Raw genomic sequence first — 22,711 nt, 5'->3', positions numbered from 1 at the left:
CGATTTTGGCTTTTTCTTTTTCCAGCCGGGTTTTTTGCGAGGCGTAACTGGTACGAGCCATTCGGTGCTCCGAAAGTAGGGATATGAGCCTGGCTGATATTCAGGAACGCTGATTTTTCGAGTTAAGCGATCCCGATCCAGGGTAGTTTCGGATTTTAATCGGATTTTGACTCTTTTGTGCAGTTTATGCCGTAATGACATTTGTATCAGATATTGAATCGTGGGCCCCGCCGGGGCAGGGATGCTTGAATATGCAGGATGATTTTCTTTCAGTAGCGGCTGTGCAGATGGTGGCCGGTTTGTCGGTTCAGGATAATCTGCAGCAGGCGGCGCACTGGATTGCGCGGGCGGCCCAGGGCGGCGCACGGCTGGTTGCATTGCCTGAATATTTCTGTTTCATGGGACGTCAGGACCGGGATAAGCTGGCATTGGCGGAAACTCCGGGCGAAGGGCCCATTCAGGGATTTTTGTCGCAGCAGGCGAAACAGCACGGCATCTGGCTGGTGGGCGGGACATTGCCGTTGCGCAGTCCGGATGTGCAGCGTATTTACAATGCCTGCCTGGTCTATGGCCCAAGCGGCGAACTGTGCGCCCGCTACGACAAGATTCATTTATTCGGTTTCCAGAAAGGCGCCGAAACGTATGATGAATCCATCGCCATCCAGCCGGGCGACGCCCCGCCGCAGGTATTCGAATTGCCGTTCGGGCGAGTGGCGCTGGGGATATGCTACGACCTGCGTTTTCCGGAATTCTTCCGGGCCCAGGGGGATGTGCGCCTGATGGTGCTGCCGGCGGCTTTCACCTACACCACGGGTTCGGTACACTGGGAAGTCCTGCTGCGCGCTCGCGCGATCGAGAACCAGTGCTACGTGCTGGCCAGCGCCCAAGGGGGTGTTCATGAAAACGGCCGCCGCACCTGGGGGCATTCGATGCTGATCGATCCCTGGGGCGATGTGCTGGACTGCCTGCCCGAGGGACCCGGTTTCGCGGCAGGGGTGCTGGATGCCGGCCGCTTGGCGTCCGTGCGGCAATCGCTGCCGGCCCTGCGGCACCGGGTCATGTGATGTTGTCTATAGGTTGTAGCCGATGAAAGTGATTGAACCGGGCCTGGATGCCCTGAATACCGCGCGTTCCCTGCTGCTGGATCCCTGGGGGCTGGATGAATCCCACTTGGCGCGGGCCTTGTCCGAAATCCATACCCACCGGGTCGATTATGCAGATCTGTATTTCCAGTACAGCTGCTCCGAGGGCTGGAGCCTGGAAGAAGGCATCGTCAAGACCGGCAGCTTTTCCATCGACCAGGGGGTTGGCGTGCGGGCCGTCAGCGGGGAAAAGACCGCTTTCGCCTATTCCGACAGCCTGTCGCCGGCCGCGCTGTTGTCGTCCGCCCAGGCCGTGCGCACGATTGCCCGCCAGGGGGCGGGGCGGCGGCGGGTGGATGGGGGGCTGGATACGCCCCATCATCTGTATCCTGCCGTGAACCCTGTGGACTCCCTGTCGGCGCCGGACAAAGTCGCCCTGCTGGAACGCGTCGAAGCCATGGCGCGCGCTGCGGACCCGGAGATCATCCAGGTCATGGCAGGGCTGGCCGCTGAATATGACGTCATCCTGGTGGCCGGCAGCGACGGGCGTCTGGTGGCCGACGTACGCCCGCTGGTGCGCCTGTCGGTGACGGTGATTGCCGAACGCAAAGGCCGGCGCGAAATGGGGCATGGCGGCGGGGGCGGACGTACCGGCCTGGCCTATTTCACCGACGATATCCTGCGTGGCTACGTGGATCGCGCCGTGCACGAGGCTCGGGTCAATCTGCAGGCCCGGCCGGCCCCGGCCGGCCAGATGACCGTCGTGCTGGGGTCGGGCTGGCCCGGCATTCTGCTGCACGAGGCTGTCGGCCACGGCCTGGAAGGCGACTTCAACCGCAAGGGATCCAGCGTCTTTTCCGGGCGCATCGGCGAACGGGTCGCCTCGCGCGGCGTGACAGTGGTCGACGACGGCACCCTGCAGGATCGGCGCGGTTCCTTGAACGTCGATGACGAAGGCCATCCTACCCAGCACAATGTGCTGATCGAGGACGGCATCTTGCGCGGCTATATGCAGGACTCTCTGAATGCACGGTTGATGAAGCAGGCGCCCACCGGCAACGGGCGGCGTGAATCCTACGCGCACCTGCCCATGCCGCGCATGACCAATACCTACATGCTGGCGGGCAAGGCCGATCCGCAGGAGATCATCGCTTCCGTCGATCGCGGCCTGTACGCCGTGAATTTCGGTGGTGGGCAGGTGGATATCACCAGCGGGAAATTCGTGTTCTCGGCTTCCGAGGCCTACCTGATCGAAAAAGGCAAGGTCACTCATCCGGTCAAAGGTGCCACCTTGATCGGCAGCGGCCCAGACGCCATGCGCCGCATCGGCATGATCGGTCATGACCTGGCCCTGGATTCCGGCGTGGGCACCTGCGGCAAGGAAGGCCAGAGCGTGCCTGTCGGTGTCGGGATGCCCACCCTGCGCATCGACGGGCTGACGGTGGGCGGCACGGCTTCTTGATGGGGCCGGCGGCCCCGCGCGTCAACTGGCGGGGCTGTTGACGATACCGGTATCTGCGGTCCGGCCGAACACCTGCCGCAGATACGCCAGAAACGTTGCATCGGTGCAATGTTCCTTGCCAGGGCTGTCGGGCAGTTTGGCCGTGGGCATGCCATTGCATTCGAACAGCTTCATGACGATATTTAGGGGCTGCGGCCCCAGGTCGTTGGTCAGATTCGTGCCGATGCCAAAAGCCAGCTGGACCTGATCGGCAAAATGCCGGTAGATATTCAGGGCGCGAGGCAGGTCCAGTCCGTCGGAAAATACGAAACGTTTGCTGGCAGGGTCGATGCGCAATGCCCGGTAATGGGCCAGGGCCTTTTCACCCCAGACGATGGGATCGCCCGAATCGTGGCGCAGGCCGTCGAACAGCTTGGCGAAGTACAGGTCGAAATCGGCTAGAAAGGCATCCATGCCAACCACGTCGGTCAGGGCGATGCCCAGATCGCCACGATATTCCTGTACCCAGTCTTCCAGGGCGCTACGCTGGAAATCACGCAGCCGGACTTTCCCAAAGGCCTGATACGACTGCAGGTATTCGTGCGCCATCGTGCCTACCGGTATCAGGCCGTGGGATTTTGCCAGCGCTACGTTGGATGTGCCTGTGATGACCTGGGGGACGGCGGCCCGCAGTTGTTCCACGACTTCGGTTTGCCAGGCCCGGGAAAATCTCCGTCGCAGGCCAAAATCGGAAATCTGCAATGGGAAACGGCGGGTGGATGCTCTGGAAAAATCCTGCAGCAGTGTGATTTTGTCCTGCAGCCGGCGGCGACCTTCTGCCAGCACGGCGGGTGTCTGGTAACGGCGAAAATACAGTTCGTTGACGATGGCCAGCACGAAGACTTCAAAGGCCATCACGTGGACCTGAGGGCCCCGGGCGACGATATTCAAGGCATCGCCATCCGTGCCGACCTGAATGAAGCGGCGCTGAAAATGAAACAGCGACAGGAAATCGACGAAATCCGATTTTATATAGCGCAGCTGACTCAGATAATCGAGCTCGTCCTGGGTGAAGCGCAGGCTGCAGAGATGGTCGATCTGGGATTCGATGGCCGGGGCCAGATCCGCCAGTGAGTGTTCGGGCTGGCTGCGGCAGATGAAACGATATTCCGCCTGGGCGGCAGGGTGGCGGTGCAGCATGGCCTGCCACATCGTGAATTTATACAGATCGGTGTCCAGCAGCGATGTGATGATGGGCTGGAAGGCAGCGGAATGCGAAAAGGGCATTGGAGAAATCAGAAATGTCGGAACCGGACCCATCTTAGCGGATTTCAAACGCAGGCCTGCGGTATAAAACCAGTGACAAGTGATTATTTTCCTGGAGGCTCGCCCCATGACTGCTGAATCCCTGATGGCCGCACCGTCTGCCTATGGTTACCCCTTGCTGATCAGGCAGCTCTTTGAATCTGCCCGGGCGGCGGCCAGCCCGCATGAAATCGTGTATCAGGGCAGGCGCCTGCAGTATGCCGATTTCTTTGATCGGGTGGGCCGCCTGGCCAGCGTGCTGGCCGGCCTGGGAGTGCGCCAGGGCGACACTGTGGCGGTCATGGACTGGGATAGTCACCGCTACCTGGAAGCCTTTTTTGCCGTGCCCATGATGGGGGCCGTGCTGCAGACCGTCAACGTCCGCCTGTCGCCCGAGCAAATCGCCTATACCCTGAACGATACGGGAGCGGGCGTGCTGCTGGTGCACGATGACTTCGTTCCCATTCTGGGCGCCATTCGAGATCAACTGCAGACGGTGCGCCATTATCTGTCGCTGACCGATCAGCCGGATGGCGGCCGATCGGGGTCAGTCGGGGAATACGAGGCCTTGCTGTCTCGATCGGCACCCGATTTTGAGTTTCCCGAGCTGGACGAACAGACGCGGGCCACCACCTTCTACACCACCGGGACCACCGGCCGACCAAAGGGCGTGTATTTCAGCCATCGTCAACTGGTCCTGCATACCCTGGCCACGATGGCCGCACTAGGCAGCCCTCTGGCTCAGGGGCGGCTGCATCAGGCAGACGTCTACATGCCCATGACGCCGATGTTCCATGTCCATGCCTGGGGCTTTCCCTACATCGCCACCCTGATGGGGGTGCGGCAGGTCTATCCGGGGCGCTATCAGCCCGACGTCCTGTTGCGCCTGATCCGGGACGAGGGCGTCACATTTTCCCATTCGGTGCCCACCATCCTGCACATGCTGCTGAGCCATGCCGATGCGGTGGACACGGACTTTTCCGCCCTCAAGATGATCATCGGGGGGTCGGCGTTGCCCCAGGGCCTGGCTCAGGCGGCCCTGGATCGCGGCATTGACGTGTTCACGGGTTATGGCATGTCCGAAACCTGCCCGATCCTGACTTTGGCCCATCTCCGGGATTCGGGCGCCGATGCCCAGGCCCGCCTGCGCGATCGCACGCGCACCGGATATGCGATTCCCCTGGTGTCGCTGCGGGTGGTGGATGAACAGCTGCAGGACGTCGCCCACGATGGCCGCAGCGTCGGAGAAGTCGTGGTCCGGGCCCCCTGGTTGACTCAGGGATACCTGCATGACGCCGATGCCTCGGAAAATCTGTGGCGCGGCGGTTGGCTGCATACGGGGGATATCGGCACCCTGGATGCGCGGGGCATGCTGACGGTGACCGACCGGCTCAAGGACGTCATCAAGACGGGCGGCGAATGGGTGTCTTCCCTGGCGCTGGAAGACGTCATATCCCGTCATCCAGCAGTCAGTGAAGTCGCGGTGGTGGCGGCGCCCGACGAGCGCTGGGGTGAGCGCCCGCTGGTCCTGGTGGTGCTCAAGCCCGGCCAGGCGGCAGACGTCTCGCAGATCCAGGCGCAGGTGCAGGCCGAGGTCGATGCCGGCCGGTTGTCGCGCTATGCCGTGCCCGAATTGGTGCGCTTCGTGGACAGCCTGCCGCGCACCAGCGTGGGCAAACTCAACAAGCGCGCCATGCGCGAAAACCTGTAGCGCCGGGTCAGTCCTTCAGGCGTTCGCGCTGGGCGCGGACGCGTTCCAGGGTATCGCCGAACTGGATCATGCGCGCTTTTTCCTGTTCCACCACGGCAGCCGGGGCGCGTTCGACAAAGCTGGCGTTGGACAATTTGCCCTGGGCCTTGGCGATTTCCTTTTCCAGGCGGTCGATTTCCTTGTCCAGGCGAGTGCGTTCGGCGGCGACGTCGATTTCCACGTGCAGCATCAGCTGTACGGTGCCGACGACCTGCACGGGGGCGCCCAGATCGGGCAGGTGGTCCACGGCCTGGACGCTGTCCAGCCGGGCCAGCGCCATCAGGTAGGGTGCCAGTTCGTCCAGGTCGGATTCGGCCCCCTGGACCAGCAGGGGTACGCGTTGGCTTGGCGCCAGGTTCATTTCCCCGCGCAGGGCGCGGATCGCATCCGTGAGGGACTTGAAGGTCCCCATGCGTTCCGTCGCAGCGGCATCCAGCAGCGAGTCGCGGGTCTGCGGGTAGGCCTGGACACTGATGCTGGCAGGCGTGTTTTCAGAGCGCACCCCAGCGGCCAGGGATACCTTCTGCCAGAGTTCTTCCGTGATGAAGGGCATGATCGGGTGGATCAGCCGCAGCAGGGTTTCCAGCACGTGGATCAGGGTGCGGCGCGTAGCGGCCTGCTGTATGTCGTCGCCGGTGTTCAGGCGGACCTTGGCCAGTTCCAGATACCAGTCGCAGTATTCGTCCCAGATGAAGTGATACAGGCGGTCGGCCACCTGGTCGAAGCGGTATTGCGCGAAGCCGGCATGCACGTCGCCGGTCAGCCGCTGCAGTCCGTCGATGATCCAGCGGTCGGCAAAGGACAGGTCGCCTGCCTGGGGTTGGCCCAGGCTCTGGCCTTCCACGTTCATCAGCACGAAGCGCGTGGCGTTCCAGAGCTTGTTGCAGAAGTTGCGGTAGCCCTCGCAGCGCTTCAGGTCGAAATTGATGTTGCGCCCCAGTGTCGCGTACGCGGCCATGGTAAAGCGCAGGGCGTCGGTGCCGTAGGCGGGGATCCCGTCGGGGTAGTCCTTGCGGGTGCGTTTGCGGATCGAATCGGCCTGCTTGGGATTCATCAGGCCGGCGGTGCGCTTGGCCAGCAGCGGGTCCAGAGCGATGCCATCGATCAGGTCGACCGGATCGATGGTGTTGCCCTTGGACTTGGACATTTTCTTGCCTTCCATGTCGCAGACCAGCCCGTGCACGTAGACGGTGCGAAACGGTACCTGGCCGGTGTGGTGCATGCTCATCATGATCATGCGCGCGACCCAGAAGAAGATGATGTCAAAGCCCGTGACCAGCACGCCGGAGGGCAGGTAGCGGGCCAGGTCGGGGGTCTGCTCCGGCCAGCCCAGGTCGGTGAACGGCACCAGTGCGGACGAGAACCAGGTATCCAGCACATCCGGGTCGCGGGTCAGCGGGCCGGTGACGCCGGCCGCTCGGGCCTGGCGTTCGGCGTCGTCGGCCGAGCGGGCGACGAAGATGCGGCCGTCTTCCGCGTGCCAGGCAGGAATCTGGTGACCCCACCAAAGTTGCCGGGAAATGCACCAGTCCTGGATTTTCTCCAGCCACTGGTTGTACGTGGTGGTCCAGTTTTCGGGGACGAACTGCACGCGGCCATCAGCCACCACTTCCATGGCGACCTGGGTGATGCTCTTGCCGGGGTGCAGGCTGTCGGCCGGGGCGGGCTGGCTCATGGCGACGAACCACTGGTCCGTCAGCATGGGTTCGATGACGCTATTGGTGCGGTCGCCGCGAGGAACCATGAGTTTATGGTCGCGCACCTGCTGCAGCAGGCCTTGCGATTCCAGATCGGCGACGACGCGCTTGCGGGCCTCGTAGCGGTCCAGGCCGCGATAGGCTGTGGGGGCTTCGTCGCTGATCTTGGCATCCAGGGTCAGGATGCTGATCATGGGCAGGCTGTGGCGCTGGCCCACGGCGTAGTCGTTGAAGTCGTGCGCGGGCGTGACCTTGACCACCCCGGTGCCAAATTCGCGATCCACGTAGTCGTCGGCGATCACGGGGATGGTGCGCCCGACCAGGGGCAGGGTGACGGTCTGGCCGATCAAGTGGGCGTAGCGCTCGTCGTCGGGGTGCACCATGACTGCCACGTCGCCCAGCATGGTTTCCGGACGGGTAGTGGCGACGACCAGATGGGTCAGTCCGGCCGTCGGCGTGGTCAGCGGGTAGCGGATTTCCCACATGTGGCCGTCTTCCTCGGCGCTGACGACCTCCAGATCGGACACGGCCGTGCCCAGAACCGGGTCCCAGTTCACCAGGCGCTTGCCCCGGTAGATCAGGCCTTGTTCGTGCAGGCGGACGAAGACTTCGACGACGCCGCGCGACAGGCGGTCGTCCATGGTGAAGTATTCCCGCGACCAGTCGCACGAAGAACCCAGGCGGCGGAACTGCCCTGTGATAGTGCTGCCGGACTGTTCTTTCCAGGCCCAGACCCGTTCAAGGAATTTTTCGCGGCCCAGGTCGTGGCGCGAGACGCCTTCGGCATCCAGCTGGCGTTCCACCACGATCTGCGTGGCGATGCCGGCGTGGTCGGTGCCGGGGATGAACACCGTGTCGTCGCCATTCATCCGGTGGTAGCGGACCAGGCCATCCATGATGGTCTGGTTGAAGGCGTGGCCCATGTGCAAGGTGCCCGTGACGTTGGGCGGGGGAAACTGGATGGCGAAGGGGGCTGCGGCGCGCCCGGCGGGCGGCTGGACGTGCTGGCCCCCGGCAAACAAGCCTTGTCGATTCCATTCGTCATACCAGCGGGACTCGATATCTTGGGGTTCGAAGCTTTTGGGAAGAGAATGGGAGTCGCTCATGGAATCAGGCTGGGTTCAGACGGCGAAAAAACGATTATTGTAGGCGGATGTGGGGCAGACCGTGCATGGTAAAATGCGCGGTTGACCGCTCGTGTCCGTGGCGCCCGATTTTCGGCAGGCTGCGCGTCGTGCGGGATTCATTCTACCTTTTCATCGGGAAAGTCCCTTTTCCCGTTTCTTCACCGGAAATCCTTTCATGGCTATCGAACGTACCCTTTCCATCATCAAGCCCGACGCCGTCGCGAAGAACGCCATCGGCCAGATCGTCGCCCGCTTTGAACAGGCCGGCCTGAAGGTCGTGGCTGCCCGCCTGCAGCACCTGTCGCGCGGCGAGGCCGAGCGCTTCTACGCCGTGCACCAGGCGCGTCCCTTCTTCAAGGACCTGGTGGATTTCATGGTGTCCGGTCCGGTGTTCGTCCAGGTGCTGGAAGGCGAATCCGCCATTGCCAAGAACCGCGACCTGATGGGCGCCACCGACCCGAAAAAGGCGGCTCCGGGCACGATTCGCGCGGACTTCGCCGACAGCATCGACGCCAATGCCGTGCACGGTTCCGACGCGCCTGAAACGGCGGCTGTGGAAATCGCCTTCTTCTTCCCCGAAAGCAACATTTTCGGCCGCTGATCCCGGCTGGCGGGCCCCGGGCGTCCGGGGCCCGGGTGCCCTGCCGGCAGGGCATTGGTTTTTATTGGTTGAATGCTCATGTCTGGCACTGAATCCGTCAATGTCCTGGGTCTGGACCCAGCCGCCCTGGAATCGCTGGTTGCGCAATGGGGGGGCAAGCCCTTTCGCGCGCGCCAGCTGTCCCAGTGGGTGCATCAGCGGGGCATTGACCAGTTCGCCGACATGAGCGACCTCGCCAAGGACTTCCGCGCGCAGCTGGATGCGCACTGCGTCGTCCAGGCGCCGCCCCTGAACATCGAAAAGCGCTCGTCCGACGGGACGCGCAAATGGCTGTTCGACATGGGGGCGGGCAATGCCATCGAAACCGTCTTCATTCCCGAAGATGATCGCGGCACGCTGTGCATTTCCAGCCAGGCTGGCTGCACGGTGGCCTGTCCCTTCTGTTCGACCGGCTATCAGGGATTCAGCCGCAACCTGACGACGGCCGAGATCATCGGGCAGCTCTGGTATGCCAACCGCGCCTTGCGCGACGACCCCCAGGCGGCCCGCTTGAATGGCCCGGCCGAAGACGCGCAGCGCGCCGTCAGCAATGTGGTCATGATGGGCATGGGCGAGCCCCTGCTGAATTACGACCAGGTGCTGGGCGCCTTGCGTCTGATGGTCAGCGACCATGCCTACGGCCTGTCGCGCCGCCGGGTGACGGTGTCCACCTCGGGGGTGGTGCCGATGATCGATCGGCTGGCACAGGATTGCCCGGTTGCGCTGGCGGTATCCCTGCATGCGCCCAACGATGCGCTGCGCGATCGGTTGGTGCCCCTGAATCGCAAATATCCGCTGGCCGAGTTGCTGGCTGCCTGCAACCGCTATCTGGACCATGCGCCCCGCGACTTCATTACATTCGAGTACATTATGCTCGACGGAGTCAACGATGCGGACGAACAGGCGCGGGAACTGGTCGATATCGCCCGGCAGGTGCGTTGCAAGTTCAATCTGATTCCTTTCAATCCGTTTCCCCAGTCCGGCCTGCGGCGCTCGCCGACGGCGCGTATCCGCCTGTTTGCTCAGCAGCTGACGGACGCAGGCCTGGTGGTGACGGTACGCAAGACCCGGGGCGACGACATCGACGCCGCCTGCGGCCAATTGGCGGGGGAAGTCCGCGACCGTACCCGCATCGATGAACGCTTGCCGGATCGCGCCCGGATCGTCATACGCAAAAAGGAGCATGGATGAGCGAATCCCTGAGGGATAGCCTGATGCAGCGGGAATCACCCGATACGGGGACGCTGTCCATCGGAGACGCATTGAAGCAGCTGCGCGAGGCGCGCGGCCTGACGCTGCCCGAGGTCTCCGCGCGGATCAAGTATTCCGCCGTGCAGCTGGGCTACCTGGAATCCTGCGAATGGGCCCGGCTGCCCGATGGCGTGCCGCTGCGCGGCCTGGTGCGCAACTACGTCCGGTTCCTGGGGGGCGACGTGGATTCCATCCTGCGCCTGCTGGACCAGGCCGTGGGGCCCACCCGGCCACAACCGACTGTCGTGGCCCTGGGCACGCGCCGTGCCCTGCAGCAGGCGGACATGACCCCCAAAGGCGAACCCGCGCATCGGACCTGGGCTTGGCTATTGCTGATCCTGGTGCTGTTTGGCGTGGTGGGCGTGTATGCGGTCAATCGGGGCTGGGTCCCCGAACAGTGGTTGATTTTTGATTGGCTGAAGGCCTTGCGCCCATGACTTCTTCTGTGAATACCGAACCCTCGGCGGCTGCCCGCCGTCCTACGCGTGCCGTTGCCGTGCGCTGGGGCGATCACGTGGTGCAGGTCGGGGGAGATGCTCCGGTCGTGGTGCAGTCCATGACCAATACCGATACGGCCGACCCCGAGTCCACCGCCCGCCAGGTGCGCGAGCTGTGGCAGGCTGGATCCGAACTGGTGCGGGTGACGGTCAACACGCCCGAGGCCGCCGCGCAGGTGGCGGCGCTGCGCAATGCGCTGGACCGCATGGGCGTGCCCGTGCCTCTGGTGGGCGATTTCCACTACAACGGCCACAAGCTGTTGACGCAGTTTCCTGATTGCGCCCAGGCCTTGTCCAAATATCGCATCAATCCGGGCAATATGGGCGGCGGCAAGCGCCGCGACGACAATTTCGCCCAGATGATCGAGGTCGCCTGCCGGTATGAAAAACCCATTCGCATCGGCGTGAACTGGGGCAGCCTGGACCACGAACTGCTGGCGCGCATGATGGACGACAATGCGGCGCAGTCCGCGCCGCGCACAGCCAATGCCGTGATGCGCGATGCGCTGGTGGTCTCGGCCATCAGCAATGCGGAACGTGCCCAGGAACTGGGTCTGCCGGGAAATGCCATCGTGCTGTCCTGCAAGGTCAGCCATGTGCAGGATCTGATCGCGGTCTACCAGGACCTGTCACATCGTTGCGATTATCCGCTGCACCTCGGGTTGACCGAGGCCGGGATGGGCTCCAAGGGCATCGTGGCATCCACAGCCGCTTTGGCCGTGCTGCTGCAGCAGGGCATCGGCGACACGATCCGCATTTCCCTGACTCCGGAACCCGGCGGCGATCGCAGCCGCGAGGTCGTCGTGGCCCAGGAGATCCTGCAGACCATGGGTCTGCGCGCCTTCACACCCATGGTCGTGGCCTGCCCCGGCTGCGGGCGCACCAGCAGCACTGTGTTCCAGGAACTCGCTGCCAGCATCCAGACCTATCTGCGCACACAGATGCCGGCCTGGAAGAACCGCTATCCCGGTGTCGAGAACATGCATGTCGCCGTCATGGGGTGCGTGGTCAACGGGCCGGGCGAGAGCCGGCATGCCGACATCGGCATCAGTCTGCCGGGGACCGGTGAGGTCCCGGCGGCGCCCGTGTACGTCGATGGAGAGCGCACCGTCACCCTGAAGGGCGACGGCATTGCCGACGAGTTCAAGCAGATTGTCGAAGATTACGTGGCGCGGCGCTATGGGCAGGGCACGGGCGAGCAGCCCGCCCATCGCCCAGGTGTCGTGCCGCGCCAAGCAGGTTGATGCATGTCCGAATTCAAGAAAGTCGCCGGCCTGACCGGCATGAAAGACACCCTGCCGCCTGAATCGGCGCGTTGGGAACAGCTGGAATCCCTGGTGCGCGACTGGCTGGCCGGCTACGGCTATCAGAACATGCGCACGCCTGTGCTGGAACACACGCGCCTGTTCACCCGGGGCATCGGCGAAGTCACCGACATTGTCGAAAAGGAAATGTATTCCTTTGTCGATCCCCTGAACGACGAACGCCTGACCATGCGTCCGGAATTCACCGCCGGGATCGTGCGCTCTTCCATCGAGCACAATTTCCTCTACGACCGGCCACGGCGCATCTACTCCATGGGGCCGGTGTTCCGGCACGAACGGCCGCAGCGCGGGCGCTATCGCCAGTTCCATCAGATCGATGTCGAGGCTCTGGGCTTTCCGGGGCCCGACGTGGATGCCGAGCTGATTCTCATGTTGGCGCGCCTGTGGCGCCTGCTGGGTCTGGATGACATCCGCCTGGAGCTCAATTCCCTGGGGCAGCCGGCCGAACGCGCCGCACATCGCGCGGCGCTGATCGCCCATCTGGAAAAGCACGTGGACGTGCTCGACGAAGAAGCCCGGCGCCGCATGCACAGCAATCCGCTGCGCGTTCTGGACACGAAGAACCCGGCGATGCAGGACATGGCCAATGCCGCGCCGCGCCTGTTCGATTTCCTGGGCGCCGAATCCCTGGCCCATTATCAGGGCCTGTGTGCCCGCCTGGATGATGCCGGCGTCGCTTACACATTGAATCCCCGCCTGGTGCGGGGGCTGGATTATTACAACCTGACGGTCTTTGAATGGGTCACCGATCGCCTGGGCGCTCAGGGCACCGTGTGTGGTGGCGGGCGCTATGATGGCTTGATCGAATTGTTGGGCGGCAAGCCGGCCCCAGCCGTCGGGTTCGCCATCGGCATGGAACGCCTGCTGGATCTCTGGCTGCAGAATGCCCCCGAACTGACGCCCGACGAATGCCAGGTGTATCTGGTGCATCAGGGCGACGACGGTCAGCGTCAGGCCGCGCGCCTGGCAGAGTCCCTGCGGGATGCGGGGCTGCGGGCACTTGTCCATGCCGGCTCGACTGGGTTTAAATCACAATTTCGCCGCGCGGACGCCAGCGGAGCCAAGGTTGCCGTGATCGTAGGCGGAGACGAGCTGGCCGCCGGATCCGCCACGGTGAAGTGGCTGCGCGTGGATTCCCCGGACGACGCACAGCAGGAATCAGTCGCCTTCGACCAGCTGGCGCACCACCTCAAACAAAGGATCTGATTACAGGCATGGCATACGATCTCGAAGAACAGGAAAAAATTGACGCGCTGAAAGCCTGGTGGGAACGCTATGGCACGTTCAGCTTGGTGCTGGTGCTGGCCGTGGCAGCGGCCTTCGCGGGCTGGCGTGGCTGGCAATGGTATGCCTCGCATCAGGCGGGGCAGGCCATGGGTTACTACGAGGCCCTGGGCACTGCCGCCAGCCAGTCGGGCGACGATGCCGTGGCCCGTATCAAGGCAGCCAGCACCGCGCTGCGCAGCGACTATGCCAGTTCCGGCTATGCGGCCCGGGGGGTCCTGGTTGCGGCCTGGGCCCTGCAGGAGCGCCACGATCTGGACGGCGCCCGCGAACAGCTGGAATGGCTGGTGCGCGACAGTTCCGCGTCGGCCGTGCAGGCGGTGGCCCGTCTGCGCCTGGCGGGGGTGCTGCTGGCCCAGAAACAATATGATCCTGCGCTGGCCCAGTTGCAGGGGACTGCCCCAGACGGCTTTGCCGGTCTGTATGCTGACCGGCGCGGCGACGTGTTGGCCGCCCAGGGACATGCCGATCAGGCAGTCCAGGCCTGGCGTGATGCGCTCAAGGCCTTCGGGACCGATCCGGCCGCACAGATCGTCCAGCTGAAAATCGACGCCTTGAACGGAGCCTGAGCCCCATGCGTATCCCTGTTCGTCTCATTCGTGCCGCCGTTCTCGGGCTGGCGGTCGCGGGCCTGTCGGGCTGCGGCCTGTTCTCCAGTACGGATGCGCGCTTCGATCCGGCCCCGCTGACGGATTACGCGCCGACGCTGTCGGTGGCGACCCGCTGGTCGACATCCATCGGCAGCGGGGGGGATTACGGCTTTGCGCCGCAGCTTGTGGGCGATACGGTCTACGCCGCCACCCCGTCCGGGACGGTGGCCGCCGTGGATCTGGCCTCGGGGGCCTTGCGCTGGCGCGCTGGCGACGAGGCCCTGCAGGCCGGTGTGGGCAGCGATGGCCGCACGACGGCGGTGGTCACCCGCGAAGGGGTCGTGGTCGCGTACGACGCGCAAGGCAAGGAACTCTGGCGCAGCCAGGCGGCCAGCGCGGTCAATGTGCCGCCGGCCGTGGGCAACGGCATTGTCGCCGTGCGCACCACGGACTACCGCATCCAGGCGTTCGACGAATCGACGGGCAAATTGCGCTGGAACGTCCAGCGACCCGGGCCCGCCCTGGCGCTGCGCACCAGTATCCGCATGGCGATGGCTCCCAATTTGCTGATCGCCGGCATGCCCAATGGTCGTCTGCTGGTCATCGATGCAGCCTCGGGCACCGTGCGCTGGGAAGGTTCCGTGTCCGCTTCGCGCGGAGCGTCCGACCTGGAACGCATCAACGACGTGGTCGGCGAACCGCTGATGGTCGGGCCGCTGCTGTGCGGTGTCAGCTATCAGGGCCGCATCACCTGCTTTGACGTGTCGCAGGGCGGGCGCGCCGTCTGGTCGCAGGATATCGCCTCGGCTACCGGCATGACGACGGACGGCCAGCACCTCTATCTGCCCGACATGCGCGATGTCGTGCATGCGCTGGACCTGAAGGACGGCCATGAACAATGGAAGCAGCCAGCGCTGCTGAACCGTCGCCTGACTTCTCCGGCGCTGGCTGGGCGAGCAGTGGCGGTGGGCGACTACGAAGGCTACCTGCATTTTCTGTCGCGTGCCGATGGCAGCCCGATGGCGCGGGTGCAGATCGGCGGCGGCCCAATCACCTCTCCTCCGTTGACGACGCCCCGTGGCATCGTGGTGCAGACGGGCGGTGGCAATCTGATGCTGGTGGGTGTCGGTGACTGATCTGCATTTCAAACCGGTGGTGGCCCTGGTCGGGCGCACCAATGTCGGCAAGTCGACCCTGTTCAATCGCCTGACGCGATCTCGCGCAGCGTTGGTCGCGAATATTTCGGGGCTGACCCGCGATCGGCATTACGGCGAAGGTCGGGTAGGCGATTTTCCATTCATCGTGGTGGATACCGGTGGTTTCGAACCGGTCGCTACCCGGGGCATTCTGGTTGAAATGGCCCGCCAGACCGAACAGGCGATCGCAGAATCCGACGTCGTGCTGTTCCTGGTGGATGGCCGCGAAGGGATCAATGCCCACGATCACGAGATCGCCCGCCTGTTGCGCAAGACCGGGCAGCGGGTGCTCTTGGCGGTGAACAAGGCCGAAGGCATGCGCGATCATGCCGATCTGGCCCAGTTCCACGAATTGGGTCTGGGCGAGCCCTATGCCATTTCTGCCGCCCATGGCGACGGGGTCTCCGCTCTGGTGGACGAGGCCCTGGCCGCGTTGCTGGCCCAGGCGCGTCAGGATGCCGCCGACAGCCCCGAGAGCGAATCCGCGCAGGAACCCGGCGCCGAACCCGATCACCGGATCAAGCTGGCGATCGCCGGGCGCCCGAACGTGGGCAAATCCACGCTGATCAACACGCTGGTGGGCGAAGAGCGAGTGATCGCCTACGACCTGCCGGGCACCACGCGCGATGCCATCGAGATCGAATTCGAGCGGGCCGGTCGACGCTATACCCTGATCGATACGGCAGGCCTGCGTCGCAGGGGCAAGGTCTTCGAAACCGTCGAGAAATTTTCCGTCATCAAGACCCTGCAGGCCATCGAGGCCTCCAACGTCGTGCTGCTGCTGATCGACGCGCAGGATGGGGTCTCCGACCAGGACGCCCACATCGCCGGTTTCGCCGTGGAGGCTGGTCGCGCCCTGGTGGTCGGCCTGAACAAATGGGACGCCATCGACAGCGAACAACGAGAATGGGTGCAGCGCGAATACGAGCGCAAACTGCGGTTTCTGTCCTTTGCCCGGGTCCTGCATCTGTCCGCCTTGAAGGGGCAGGGGGTGGGGCCGGTAATCAAGGCCGTCGAAGCCGCCCATGCGGCAGCCTTCGCCAAATTGTCCACCCCGAAACTCACACGCACGCTGCAGGCGGCCATCGAGCAGCAGCCGCCGCCGCGCAAGGGCATCTTCCGGCCCAAGATGCGGTATGCGCACCAGGGGGGGCAGAATCCGCCGCGCATCATCATCCACGGCAACGCCCTGGATGCCGTGCCGGATTCCTACCGGCGCTACCTGGAAGGCCAGTTCCGCGATGCCTTCAAACTCGCCGGAACGCCCCTGAGCGTCGAGTTCAAATCCTCGCATAACCCCTACCTGAAGGACAAGCAGTCGTGAGCACGCTCTGGAGCGATCACATCGCGGGCCTGATTCCCTACACGCCTGGCGAGCAGGCCCGGATTCCGAACCTGCTCAAGCTCAACACCAACGAGAATCCCTATGGGCCTTCGCCCAAGGCGATCGAGGCCATGCGGGCCGCGCTGACCGACGACATGCGCCTGTATCCGGACTACCAGGCCCTGGATCTGCGCCGTGCCATCGCGCGGCGCTATCGCCTGGATGCGGATCAGGTGTTTCTGGGCAATGGCTCGGACGAGATCCTGGCGCATGTGTTCAATGGCCTGTTCCTGCGTGGCGGGCGTGCCCTGTGGCTGCCCGACGTCACCTACAGCTTCTACCGCACTTATTGCCGCTTCTACGACGTGCCGCATCGCCTGATTCCTCTGGCGGATGACTTCACCCTGCGGGTGTCGGACTACACGGAAGCCGTCGAACAGGAACCCGCCGGCATCATCTTTGCCAATCCCAACGCGCCGACGGGGCGTGCCCTGGGCCTGGATGCCATCGCCGCCATCGCCCAGGCCCGTCCGGACAGCGCCGTGGTGGTAGACGAGGCCTACGTGGATTTCGGCGCGGAATCAGCCGCCACCCTGTTGCGGGACTTCCCCAACCTGATGGTCATCCATACCCTGTCCAAGTCCCGTTCGCTGGCAGGGCTCAGGGTCGGGTACGCCCTGGCATCGCCCGATCTGGTGGCTGGCCTGTTGCGGGTCAAGGACAGCTTCAATTCCTATCCCCTGGATCGGGTGGCACAGGCCGGCGCTTTGGCCTCGATCGAAGACGAAGGCTGGTTCGACCGCACCCGCCATGCTGTCATGGATGCGCGTGAATCCCTGGTGGGCGCCCTGCGGTCGCTGGGCTTTGATGTGCTGCCGTCGCAGGCGAACTTCGTCTTTGCACGTCATCGCACCCAGGAAGCCAGCGTCATCGCCCGGGGGCTGCGCGACCAGGGCATTCTGGTGCGCCATTTTCAGGCGCCGCGCATTGAACAATATCTGCGCATCACCGTGGGCACGCCGGAACAGTGCACCCGCTTGTGTGATACGCTGAAGAGCGTTCTATCCATTTGATGAATTCATGCGCCGCCGCACGACGCTGGTCGTGCTGCGGCGCATGAATCGCATTAAAATAGCCAATAGCCTAAGTACTATAACTTCAATAACCGGAGCCTCGTCCATGAGCAATAAAGGGCAAATTCTTCAAGACCCGTTTCTCAACGCCTTGCGCAAGGACCACGTGCCAGTCTCGATCTATCTGGTCAACGGGATCAAATTGCAGGGCCAAGTCGAGTCCTTCGATCAATACGTCGTGTTGCTGCGCAACACCGTCACGCAGATGGTGTACAAACACGCGATTTCCACCGTCGTTCCGGCCCGCCCGGTTTCCTTCCAGGTGGATGACTCTGCTGAATAATCCCCGCGCTGTTCCGCTGTCGCCATCGCCCGCCGCGCGTCCCGCGCCAGCGGGCATTGCTTTTGGCCCGAGCGGCATACCGGCCGCGAGGGGGGCCTTTGGGGCGCCGGGCCGCCCCAGGCCCCAAAGCGCCCCCTTGGGGGGCAGCAAGCAGGCGATAGCCTGCGCAGCGTGGGGGCCAGCATGAAATCGCTGGTTATCAGCGTTGATCTGGGCGAACCAGATTACGCCGCGCATGCCGAAGAATTCCTGATGCTTGCGCGCGGTGCGGGGGCGGACATTGCCGAGGTCATGGTGGCGCGGCGCAGTCGGCCGGATGCGGCCGGCTTCATCGGCTCGGGCAAGATCGAGGAAGCCGCTGCCCTGGTCAAGGCCACCGCCGCCGAGGTCGTGCTCTTCGATCAGCCCCTCAGTCCGGCTCAGCAGCGCAACCTCGAACGCCACTTCGAGGTCCGGGTCGTCGATCGCGTCGCACTGATCCTGGATATCTTCGCCTTGCGGGCACAAAGCCACGAGGGCAAGCTGCAGGTCGAGCTGGCGCAGTTGCAGCACCTGTCCACCCGTCTGACCCGTTTGTGGACCCACCTGGAGCGTCAGCGAGGCGGGATCGGCGTGCGGGGTCCGGGCGAATCCCAGCTGGAAACCGACCGCCGCCTGATCGGCGTGCGGGTGCGGGCTCTGCGCGACCGCCTGGATCGCGCCCAGCGCCAGCGCTTGACTCAGCGGCGGGCCAGGGCGCGTGGCCAGACCCTGTCGGTGTCTCTGGTGGGATACACCAACGCTGGCAAATCAACGCTGTTCAATGCTCTGACTCGGGCCGGCGCCTATGCTGCCGACCAGCTCTTTGCCACGCTGGACACGACCACGCGCCGGGTCTGGATCGACGGGGCAGGGCAGGTGGTGGTGTCCGATACGGTGGGTTTTATCCGCTCTCTGCCGCCTACCCTGATCGCCGCCTTCCGGGCCACCCTGGAAGAAACCGTGCATGCGGATCTGTTGCTGCATGTCATCGATGCCGCCAGCCCGCAGCGCGACGAGCAGGCGGCCGAGGTCAACAAAGTCCTGAAGGACATCGGCGCGGACGAAATTCCGCAGATCCGGGTCTATAACAAAATCGACACGGCCGGATATGATCCCCGGGTCGAGCGAAACGAACATGGTACGATTGCGCGAGTCTTTGTCAGTGCGCTGCAACGCAGCGGTCTGGACGGCTTACGGCAGTCGATTGCAGAATTTGGGGGGCCTACGGGAAACAATGCGTGGAATGAAACTGTTCAACCTGAATGATCCGGGCTGGGGGCGCGGTCAGCAAAATCAGGACAACGAGCCTTCCAATAACAAGCCCAATCCCGCAGGCGGCCCGCCCGACCTGGACGAGGTCTGGCGCGATTTCAACAAACGCCTGTCGGGCCTGTTTGGCAAGCGGGGCGGGGGGCGCGGTCCGCGCATGCCTTCGGGGGGCGGGCTGCCGTCGCTGCCCGGGCCTTCGCCGCGATTCATCCTGCTGCTGATCATTGTCGCCGTTCTGCTGTGGCTGGCCAGCGGTTTCATGATCGTCCAGGAAGGTCAGGTCGCCGTGGTCACGCGTTTCGGGAAATACACCCACACGCTGAATCCGGGTCTGCAGTGGCGCCTGCCGTACCCCATCGAAAATTCCCAGGACGTCAATATTTCCCAATTGCGCACCTTCGAGGTCGGTTTTCGGGGGTCGTCACGCAATAAGGTCCTGTCCGAATCCCTGATGCTGACCAACGACGAAAATATCGTCGACGTGCAGTTCGTGGTGCAGTATCGCCTGCGTGCCGACGGGGCGCCGTCCTATCTGTTCAATACCAACCAGCCGGACGAGTCCGTGCGCCAGGCGGCGGAAACCGGCATGCGCGAAATCGTCGGTCGCAAACCGATGGACTTCGTCCTGTATTCGGGGCGTACCGAAGTCGCCTCCGAGGTCCAGGCGCTGGCCCAAAGCATTCTGGATCGCTATCAGACCGGCATCCAGATCTCCACGGTCGCCATCCAGAACGTGCAGCCGCCCGAACAGGTGCAGGCCGCGTTCGACGATGCAGTCAAGGCCGGTCAGGATCGCGAACGCCAGATCAACGAAGGTAACGCCTACGCCAGCAAGGTCGTGCCAGAGGCCGAAGGCCAGTCTGCACGCATGATCCAGGAAGCCGAGGGCTACAGCGCCCAGGTCATCGGTCAGGCGCAAGGCAATACCTCGCGCTTTGACAGCGTGGCGGCCGAATACGCCAAGGCGCCGGGCATCACCCGCGAACGCATGTATCTGGAAACCATGCAGGACATTTTCAGCGACACGGCCAAGGTCATGATCGATGCCCCGGTGGGCAACAACATGCTGTATCTGCCGCTGGACAAGATCATGCAGCAGGCCGCACATGGCTCATCTGCGGACACCAGCGCGGCTGCGGGCGGATCGCCTTCGTCAGCCTCGGGTTCGTCCAGCAGCTCCACCGTCAGTACGGCCGGTGCCGCCGGCGCCCAGGCGGCGTCCCAGCGTGCTCCGTCCCCCAGCGGCCCGGCCGCCCGAGGCGTGCCCTCGGGGCTGGATTCGCTGATGCGCAGCCCGTACTCGAACTAGGAGCCCATGATGCAACGTTTTTTCCCCGCCCTGGTCGGTCTGGTCCTGCTGGTGGCTGCCCTGTCCTCGTGCCTGTTCGTGGTGCGGGAACGGGATTCGGCACTGCTGTTTGCCCTGGGCGAAGTGCGTGAAACCATTACCGAGCCCGGCCTGTACTTCAAGTATCCGCCACCATTTGAAAACGTGGTCTATCTGGACAAGCGCCTGCAGACCATTGAAACCCGCGATCCGGAACGCATCCAGACGGCCGAAAAGAAGAACCTGCTGATCGACTCCTTCGTCAAATGGCGTATCGCCGATCCGCGTCTGTATTACGTCACCTTCGGCGCCAACAGCGGCGCGGCCGTCGAGCGTCTGCAGGCCCAGATCCGCGATGCACTGAACGCGGCAGTGAACGTGCGCACGGTCAAGCAGGTCGTCTCCAGCGACCGTGACACCATCATGAAGGAAATCCAGTCCTCGGTTGCCCAGCGGGCGAAACCCCTGGGGGTGGATGTGGTGGACGTGCGGCTGCGCCGCATCGACTTCGCGCCGGAAATTTCCGAGTCGGTCTATCGCCGCATGGAAGCCGAACGCAAGCAAGAAGCCAACCGCCTGCGGGCCAGTGGCGCCGCCGACAGCGAGCGCATTCGCGCCGAAGCCGATCGCAAGCGCCAGGAGATCCTGGCCAAGGCCTATGCGGAGTCCCAGGCCAAACGAGGCGAGGGCGATGCCACGGCCGCCGCCATCTACGCGAAGTCCTATGGCAAGGACCCTGAGTTCTATAGCTTCTACAAGAGCCTGGATGCCTATCGTTCCTCTTTCTCGGGAACCGGCAGCACCTTGGTGCTCAGCCCCGATTCGGACTTCTTCCGCTATTGGGATCGCGCCCCCGGCGACAAGCCCGCGACGCGTTAGGCAGTACCGATGGGCGGCCTGGCCGGGTGCCGGGCCGCTTTCTTTTGGCTGTGATTTTGGAATGAACCACCCATGATGTCGAACTGGCTCTTGCCGGAAAACCTGTCGGACATCCTGCCCGCCGAAGCACGACGCATCGAAGAACTGCGCCGCGAACTGCTGGATCTGTATCGTACCTACGGTTTCGAACTGGTCGCGCCGCCCATGGTGGAATATCTCGATTCCCTGATGCTGGCCGACGATGAGGCGCTGCGTCTGCGCACCTGCAAGCTCGTCGATCAGCTCTCGGGGCTGACCATGGGTGTACGGGCCGACATGACGGTGCAGGTTTCGCGCATCGATGCCCATTTGCTCAATCGTCCCGGGGTCACGCGGCTGTGCTACTGCGGCCCGGTCGTCCATACCCGGCCGGCCGGTCTGACCTCGGATCGTGAACTGCTGCAGATCGGGGCGGAAATCTTTGGCCATGCGGGCGTGCAGGCAGACATCGAATGCGTGCGCCTGGCGCTCGAGTCCGTGCGGCGCGCGGGGGTGCTGCAGCCGCGCCTGGACCTGAATCATCCCGGAGTAGGGCGGGCGCTGGTTGATGCGGACCCCGCCCTGGCCGAAGTCGCCAATGCGGTCTACGACCTGCTCAGCGCCAAGGACGTTCCGGGGCTGGATGCGCTGTGCGCGGACACCCAGGCCCGTGCCGATACGCGCCAGGCACTGCGGGTCCTGGCGACCCTGTACGGGGATCTGTCGGTCGTCGATCGCGCCCGGCAATGCCTGCCGGACCTTCCTGCCGTGCATGCGGCCCTGGATGCCCTGAGCACCTTGTGCGCGGCGCTGCCCGATGCGCCCATCGCCATCGATCTGGCCGATATGGGAGGCAGCTACGGCTATCACTCCGGCGCCGTGTTCGCGATCTACGCTGCAGGCTGGCATGACGCGCTGGTGCGTGGCGGGCGCTACGACGGCATCGGTCGCAAGTTCGGGCGGGCGCGCCCGGCGACAGGCTTCAGCCTGGATCTGCGCAAACTCTCGGCCGGCCTGCCCGATGCGCAGCGCGCCCGGGCGATCCGTGCGCCCTGGTCCGATGATCCGGCTCTGGCGCAGGCGGTCGGGACGCTGCGCGCGCAAGGCCACATCGTCATCCAGAGCCTGCCGGGAGAACCGCAGCAGTACGATGAATTCCGGATCGATCAGGAGCTGGTCCTGATCGATGATGGCTGGAGACTTCGGACGCTTGGCGTCTGATGGTATAAACTTATTCGTTTCCCAAGGCGGCATGGTGCCGCCACAAGCAAG

At 64.0% G+C, this 22,711-nt stretch carries 19 protein-coding genes; 17 read left to right on the top strand and 2 right to left on the bottom strand.

Features of this window, described 5'->3' with window-relative positions:
- Positions 1–251: 251 nt before the first annotated feature.
- Together VDP74_RS07545 and tldD are read left to right on the top strand one after the other, a co-directional pair.
- On the top strand, positions 252–1,064 hold the full coding sequence (locus VDP74_RS07545) for a carbon-nitrogen hydrolase family protein (RefSeq protein WP_322999012.1): 813 nt from the start codon (positions 252–254) through the stop codon (positions 1,062–1,064).
- 22 nt (positions 1,065–1,086) lie between these two features.
- Positions 1,087–2,544, top strand: coding sequence for a metalloprotease TldD (gene tldD, locus VDP74_RS07540; RefSeq protein WP_322999011.1), 1,458 nt, complete (start codon positions 1,087–1,089; stop codon positions 2,542–2,544).
- A 21-nt stretch (positions 2,545–2,565) separates the two neighbouring features.
- Here the strand turns inward: tldD and pncB are convergent, their stop codons facing one another.
- Positions 2,566–3,810 carry a nicotinate phosphoribosyltransferase gene (gene pncB, locus VDP74_RS07535; RefSeq protein ID WP_322999010.1) on the bottom strand — a complete coding sequence of 415 codons (1,245 nt, stop codon included), beginning with the start codon at positions 3,808–3,810 and terminating at the stop codon, positions 2,566–2,568.
- A gap of 106 nt (positions 3,811–3,916) precedes the next feature.
- On the opposite strand from pncB, the gene VDP74_RS07530 reads away from it, so the two are divergent.
- Positions 3,917–5,539, top strand: coding sequence for a fatty acid--CoA ligase (locus VDP74_RS07530; protein WP_322999009.1), 1,623 nt, complete (start codon positions 3,917–3,919; stop codon positions 5,537–5,539).
- 7 nt (positions 5,540–5,546) lie between these two features.
- Here VDP74_RS07530 and VDP74_RS07525 read toward each other — a convergent pair whose 3' ends face one another.
- Positions 5,547–8,381, bottom strand: coding sequence for a valine--tRNA ligase (locus VDP74_RS07525; RefSeq protein WP_322999008.1), 2,835 nt, complete (start codon positions 8,379–8,381; stop codon positions 5,547–5,549).
- A gap of 196 nt (positions 8,382–8,577) precedes the next feature.
- Between VDP74_RS07525 and ndk the strand changes: the two genes are divergently transcribed.
- The 14 genes from ndk (at position 8,578) to VDP74_RS07455 (ending at position 22,660) form a co-directional block, all read left to right on the top strand.
- Complete coding sequence (gene ndk, locus VDP74_RS07520) at positions 8,578–9,003, top strand: nucleoside-diphosphate kinase (RefSeq protein WP_322999007.1); 426 nt, start codon at positions 8,578–8,580, stop codon at positions 9,001–9,003.
- A 78-nt stretch (positions 9,004–9,081) separates the two neighbouring features.
- Complete coding sequence (gene rlmN / locus VDP74_RS07515) at positions 9,082–10,233, top strand: 23S rRNA (adenine(2503)-C(2))-methyltransferase RlmN (RefSeq protein WP_322999006.1); 1,152 nt, start codon at positions 9,082–9,084, stop codon at positions 10,231–10,233.
- The gene (locus tag VDP74_RS07510; protein ID WP_322999005.1) at positions 10,230–10,730 is read left to right on the top strand and encodes a helix-turn-helix domain-containing protein; all 501 of its coding nucleotides are present in this window, start codon (positions 10,230–10,232) and stop codon (positions 10,728–10,730) included. Before rlmN ends, VDP74_RS07510 begins: the two co-directional genes overlap by 4 nt.
- A complete protein-coding gene (gene ispG, locus VDP74_RS07505) occupies positions 10,727–12,034 on the top strand; it encodes a flavodoxin-dependent (E)-4-hydroxy-3-methylbut-2-enyl-diphosphate synthase (RefSeq protein WP_322999004.1) in 1,308 nt (435 codons plus the stop codon). Before VDP74_RS07510 ends, ispG begins: the two co-directional genes overlap by 4 nt.
- Before the next feature lie 3 nt (positions 12,035–12,037).
- A complete protein-coding gene (hisS, locus tag VDP74_RS07500) occupies positions 12,038–13,321 on the top strand; it encodes a histidine--tRNA ligase (RefSeq protein ID WP_322999003.1) in 1,284 nt (427 codons plus the stop codon).
- Positions 13,322–13,329: 8 nt separating this feature from the next.
- Complete coding sequence (locus VDP74_RS07495) at positions 13,330–13,968, top strand: YfgM family protein (RefSeq protein WP_322999002.1); 639 nt, start codon at positions 13,330–13,332, stop codon at positions 13,966–13,968.
- A 5-nt stretch (positions 13,969–13,973) separates the two neighbouring features.
- Positions 13,974–15,125 carry an outer membrane protein assembly factor BamB gene (gene bamB, locus VDP74_RS07490; protein WP_322999001.1) on the top strand — a complete coding sequence of 384 codons (1,152 nt, stop codon included), beginning with the start codon at positions 13,974–13,976 and terminating at the stop codon, positions 15,123–15,125.
- A 1-nt stretch (position 15,126) separates the two neighbouring features.
- Positions 15,127–16,509 (top strand): ribosome biogenesis GTPase Der, encoded by a 1,383-nt coding sequence (gene der / locus VDP74_RS07485; RefSeq protein WP_322999019.1) that lies wholly within the window; start codon positions 15,127–15,129, stop codon positions 16,507–16,509.
- On the top strand, positions 16,506–17,582 hold the full coding sequence (gene hisC / locus VDP74_RS07480) for a histidinol-phosphate transaminase (protein ID WP_322999000.1): 1,077 nt from the start codon (positions 16,506–16,508) through the stop codon (positions 17,580–17,582). The genes der and hisC overlap by 4 nt, the downstream gene beginning before the upstream one ends.
- Before the next feature lie 106 nt (positions 17,583–17,688).
- Positions 17,689–17,925: an RNA chaperone Hfq gene (gene hfq / locus VDP74_RS07475; protein WP_043681925.1), complete on the top strand. Its 237-nt coding sequence runs from the start codon at positions 17,689–17,691 to the stop codon at positions 17,923–17,925.
- 183 nt (positions 17,926–18,108) lie between these two features.
- The gene (hflX, locus tag VDP74_RS07470; protein ID WP_322998999.1) at positions 18,109–19,212 is read left to right on the top strand and encodes a GTPase HflX; all 1,104 of its coding nucleotides are present in this window, start codon (positions 18,109–18,111) and stop codon (positions 19,210–19,212) included.
- Positions 19,190–20,524 (top strand): FtsH protease activity modulator HflK, encoded by a 1,335-nt coding sequence (hflK, locus tag VDP74_RS07465; protein ID WP_416232951.1) that lies wholly within the window; start codon positions 19,190–19,192, stop codon positions 20,522–20,524. Before hflX ends, hflK begins: the two co-directional genes overlap by 23 nt.
- Positions 20,525–20,533: 9 nt before the next feature.
- Positions 20,534–21,421 (top strand): protease modulator HflC, encoded by an 888-nt coding sequence (hflC, locus tag VDP74_RS07460; RefSeq protein ID WP_322999018.1) that lies wholly within the window; start codon positions 20,534–20,536, stop codon positions 21,419–21,421.
- A gap of 75 nt (positions 21,422–21,496) precedes the next feature.
- On the top strand, positions 21,497–22,660 hold the full coding sequence (locus VDP74_RS07455; protein WP_322999017.1) for an ATP phosphoribosyltransferase regulatory subunit: 1,164 nt from the start codon (positions 21,497–21,499) through the stop codon (positions 22,658–22,660).
- Positions 22,661–22,711: the final 51 nt, after the last annotated feature.

Origin of the sequence: Castellaniella sp. (genome assembly GCF_034674885.1) — a bacterium.
Taxonomy (GTDB): domain Bacteria; phylum Pseudomonadota; class Gammaproteobacteria; order Burkholderiales; family Burkholderiaceae_B; genus Castellaniella.
Note: the sequence above shows the minus strand (reverse complement) of the source record. Positions and strands in the feature narration are given on the sequence as shown.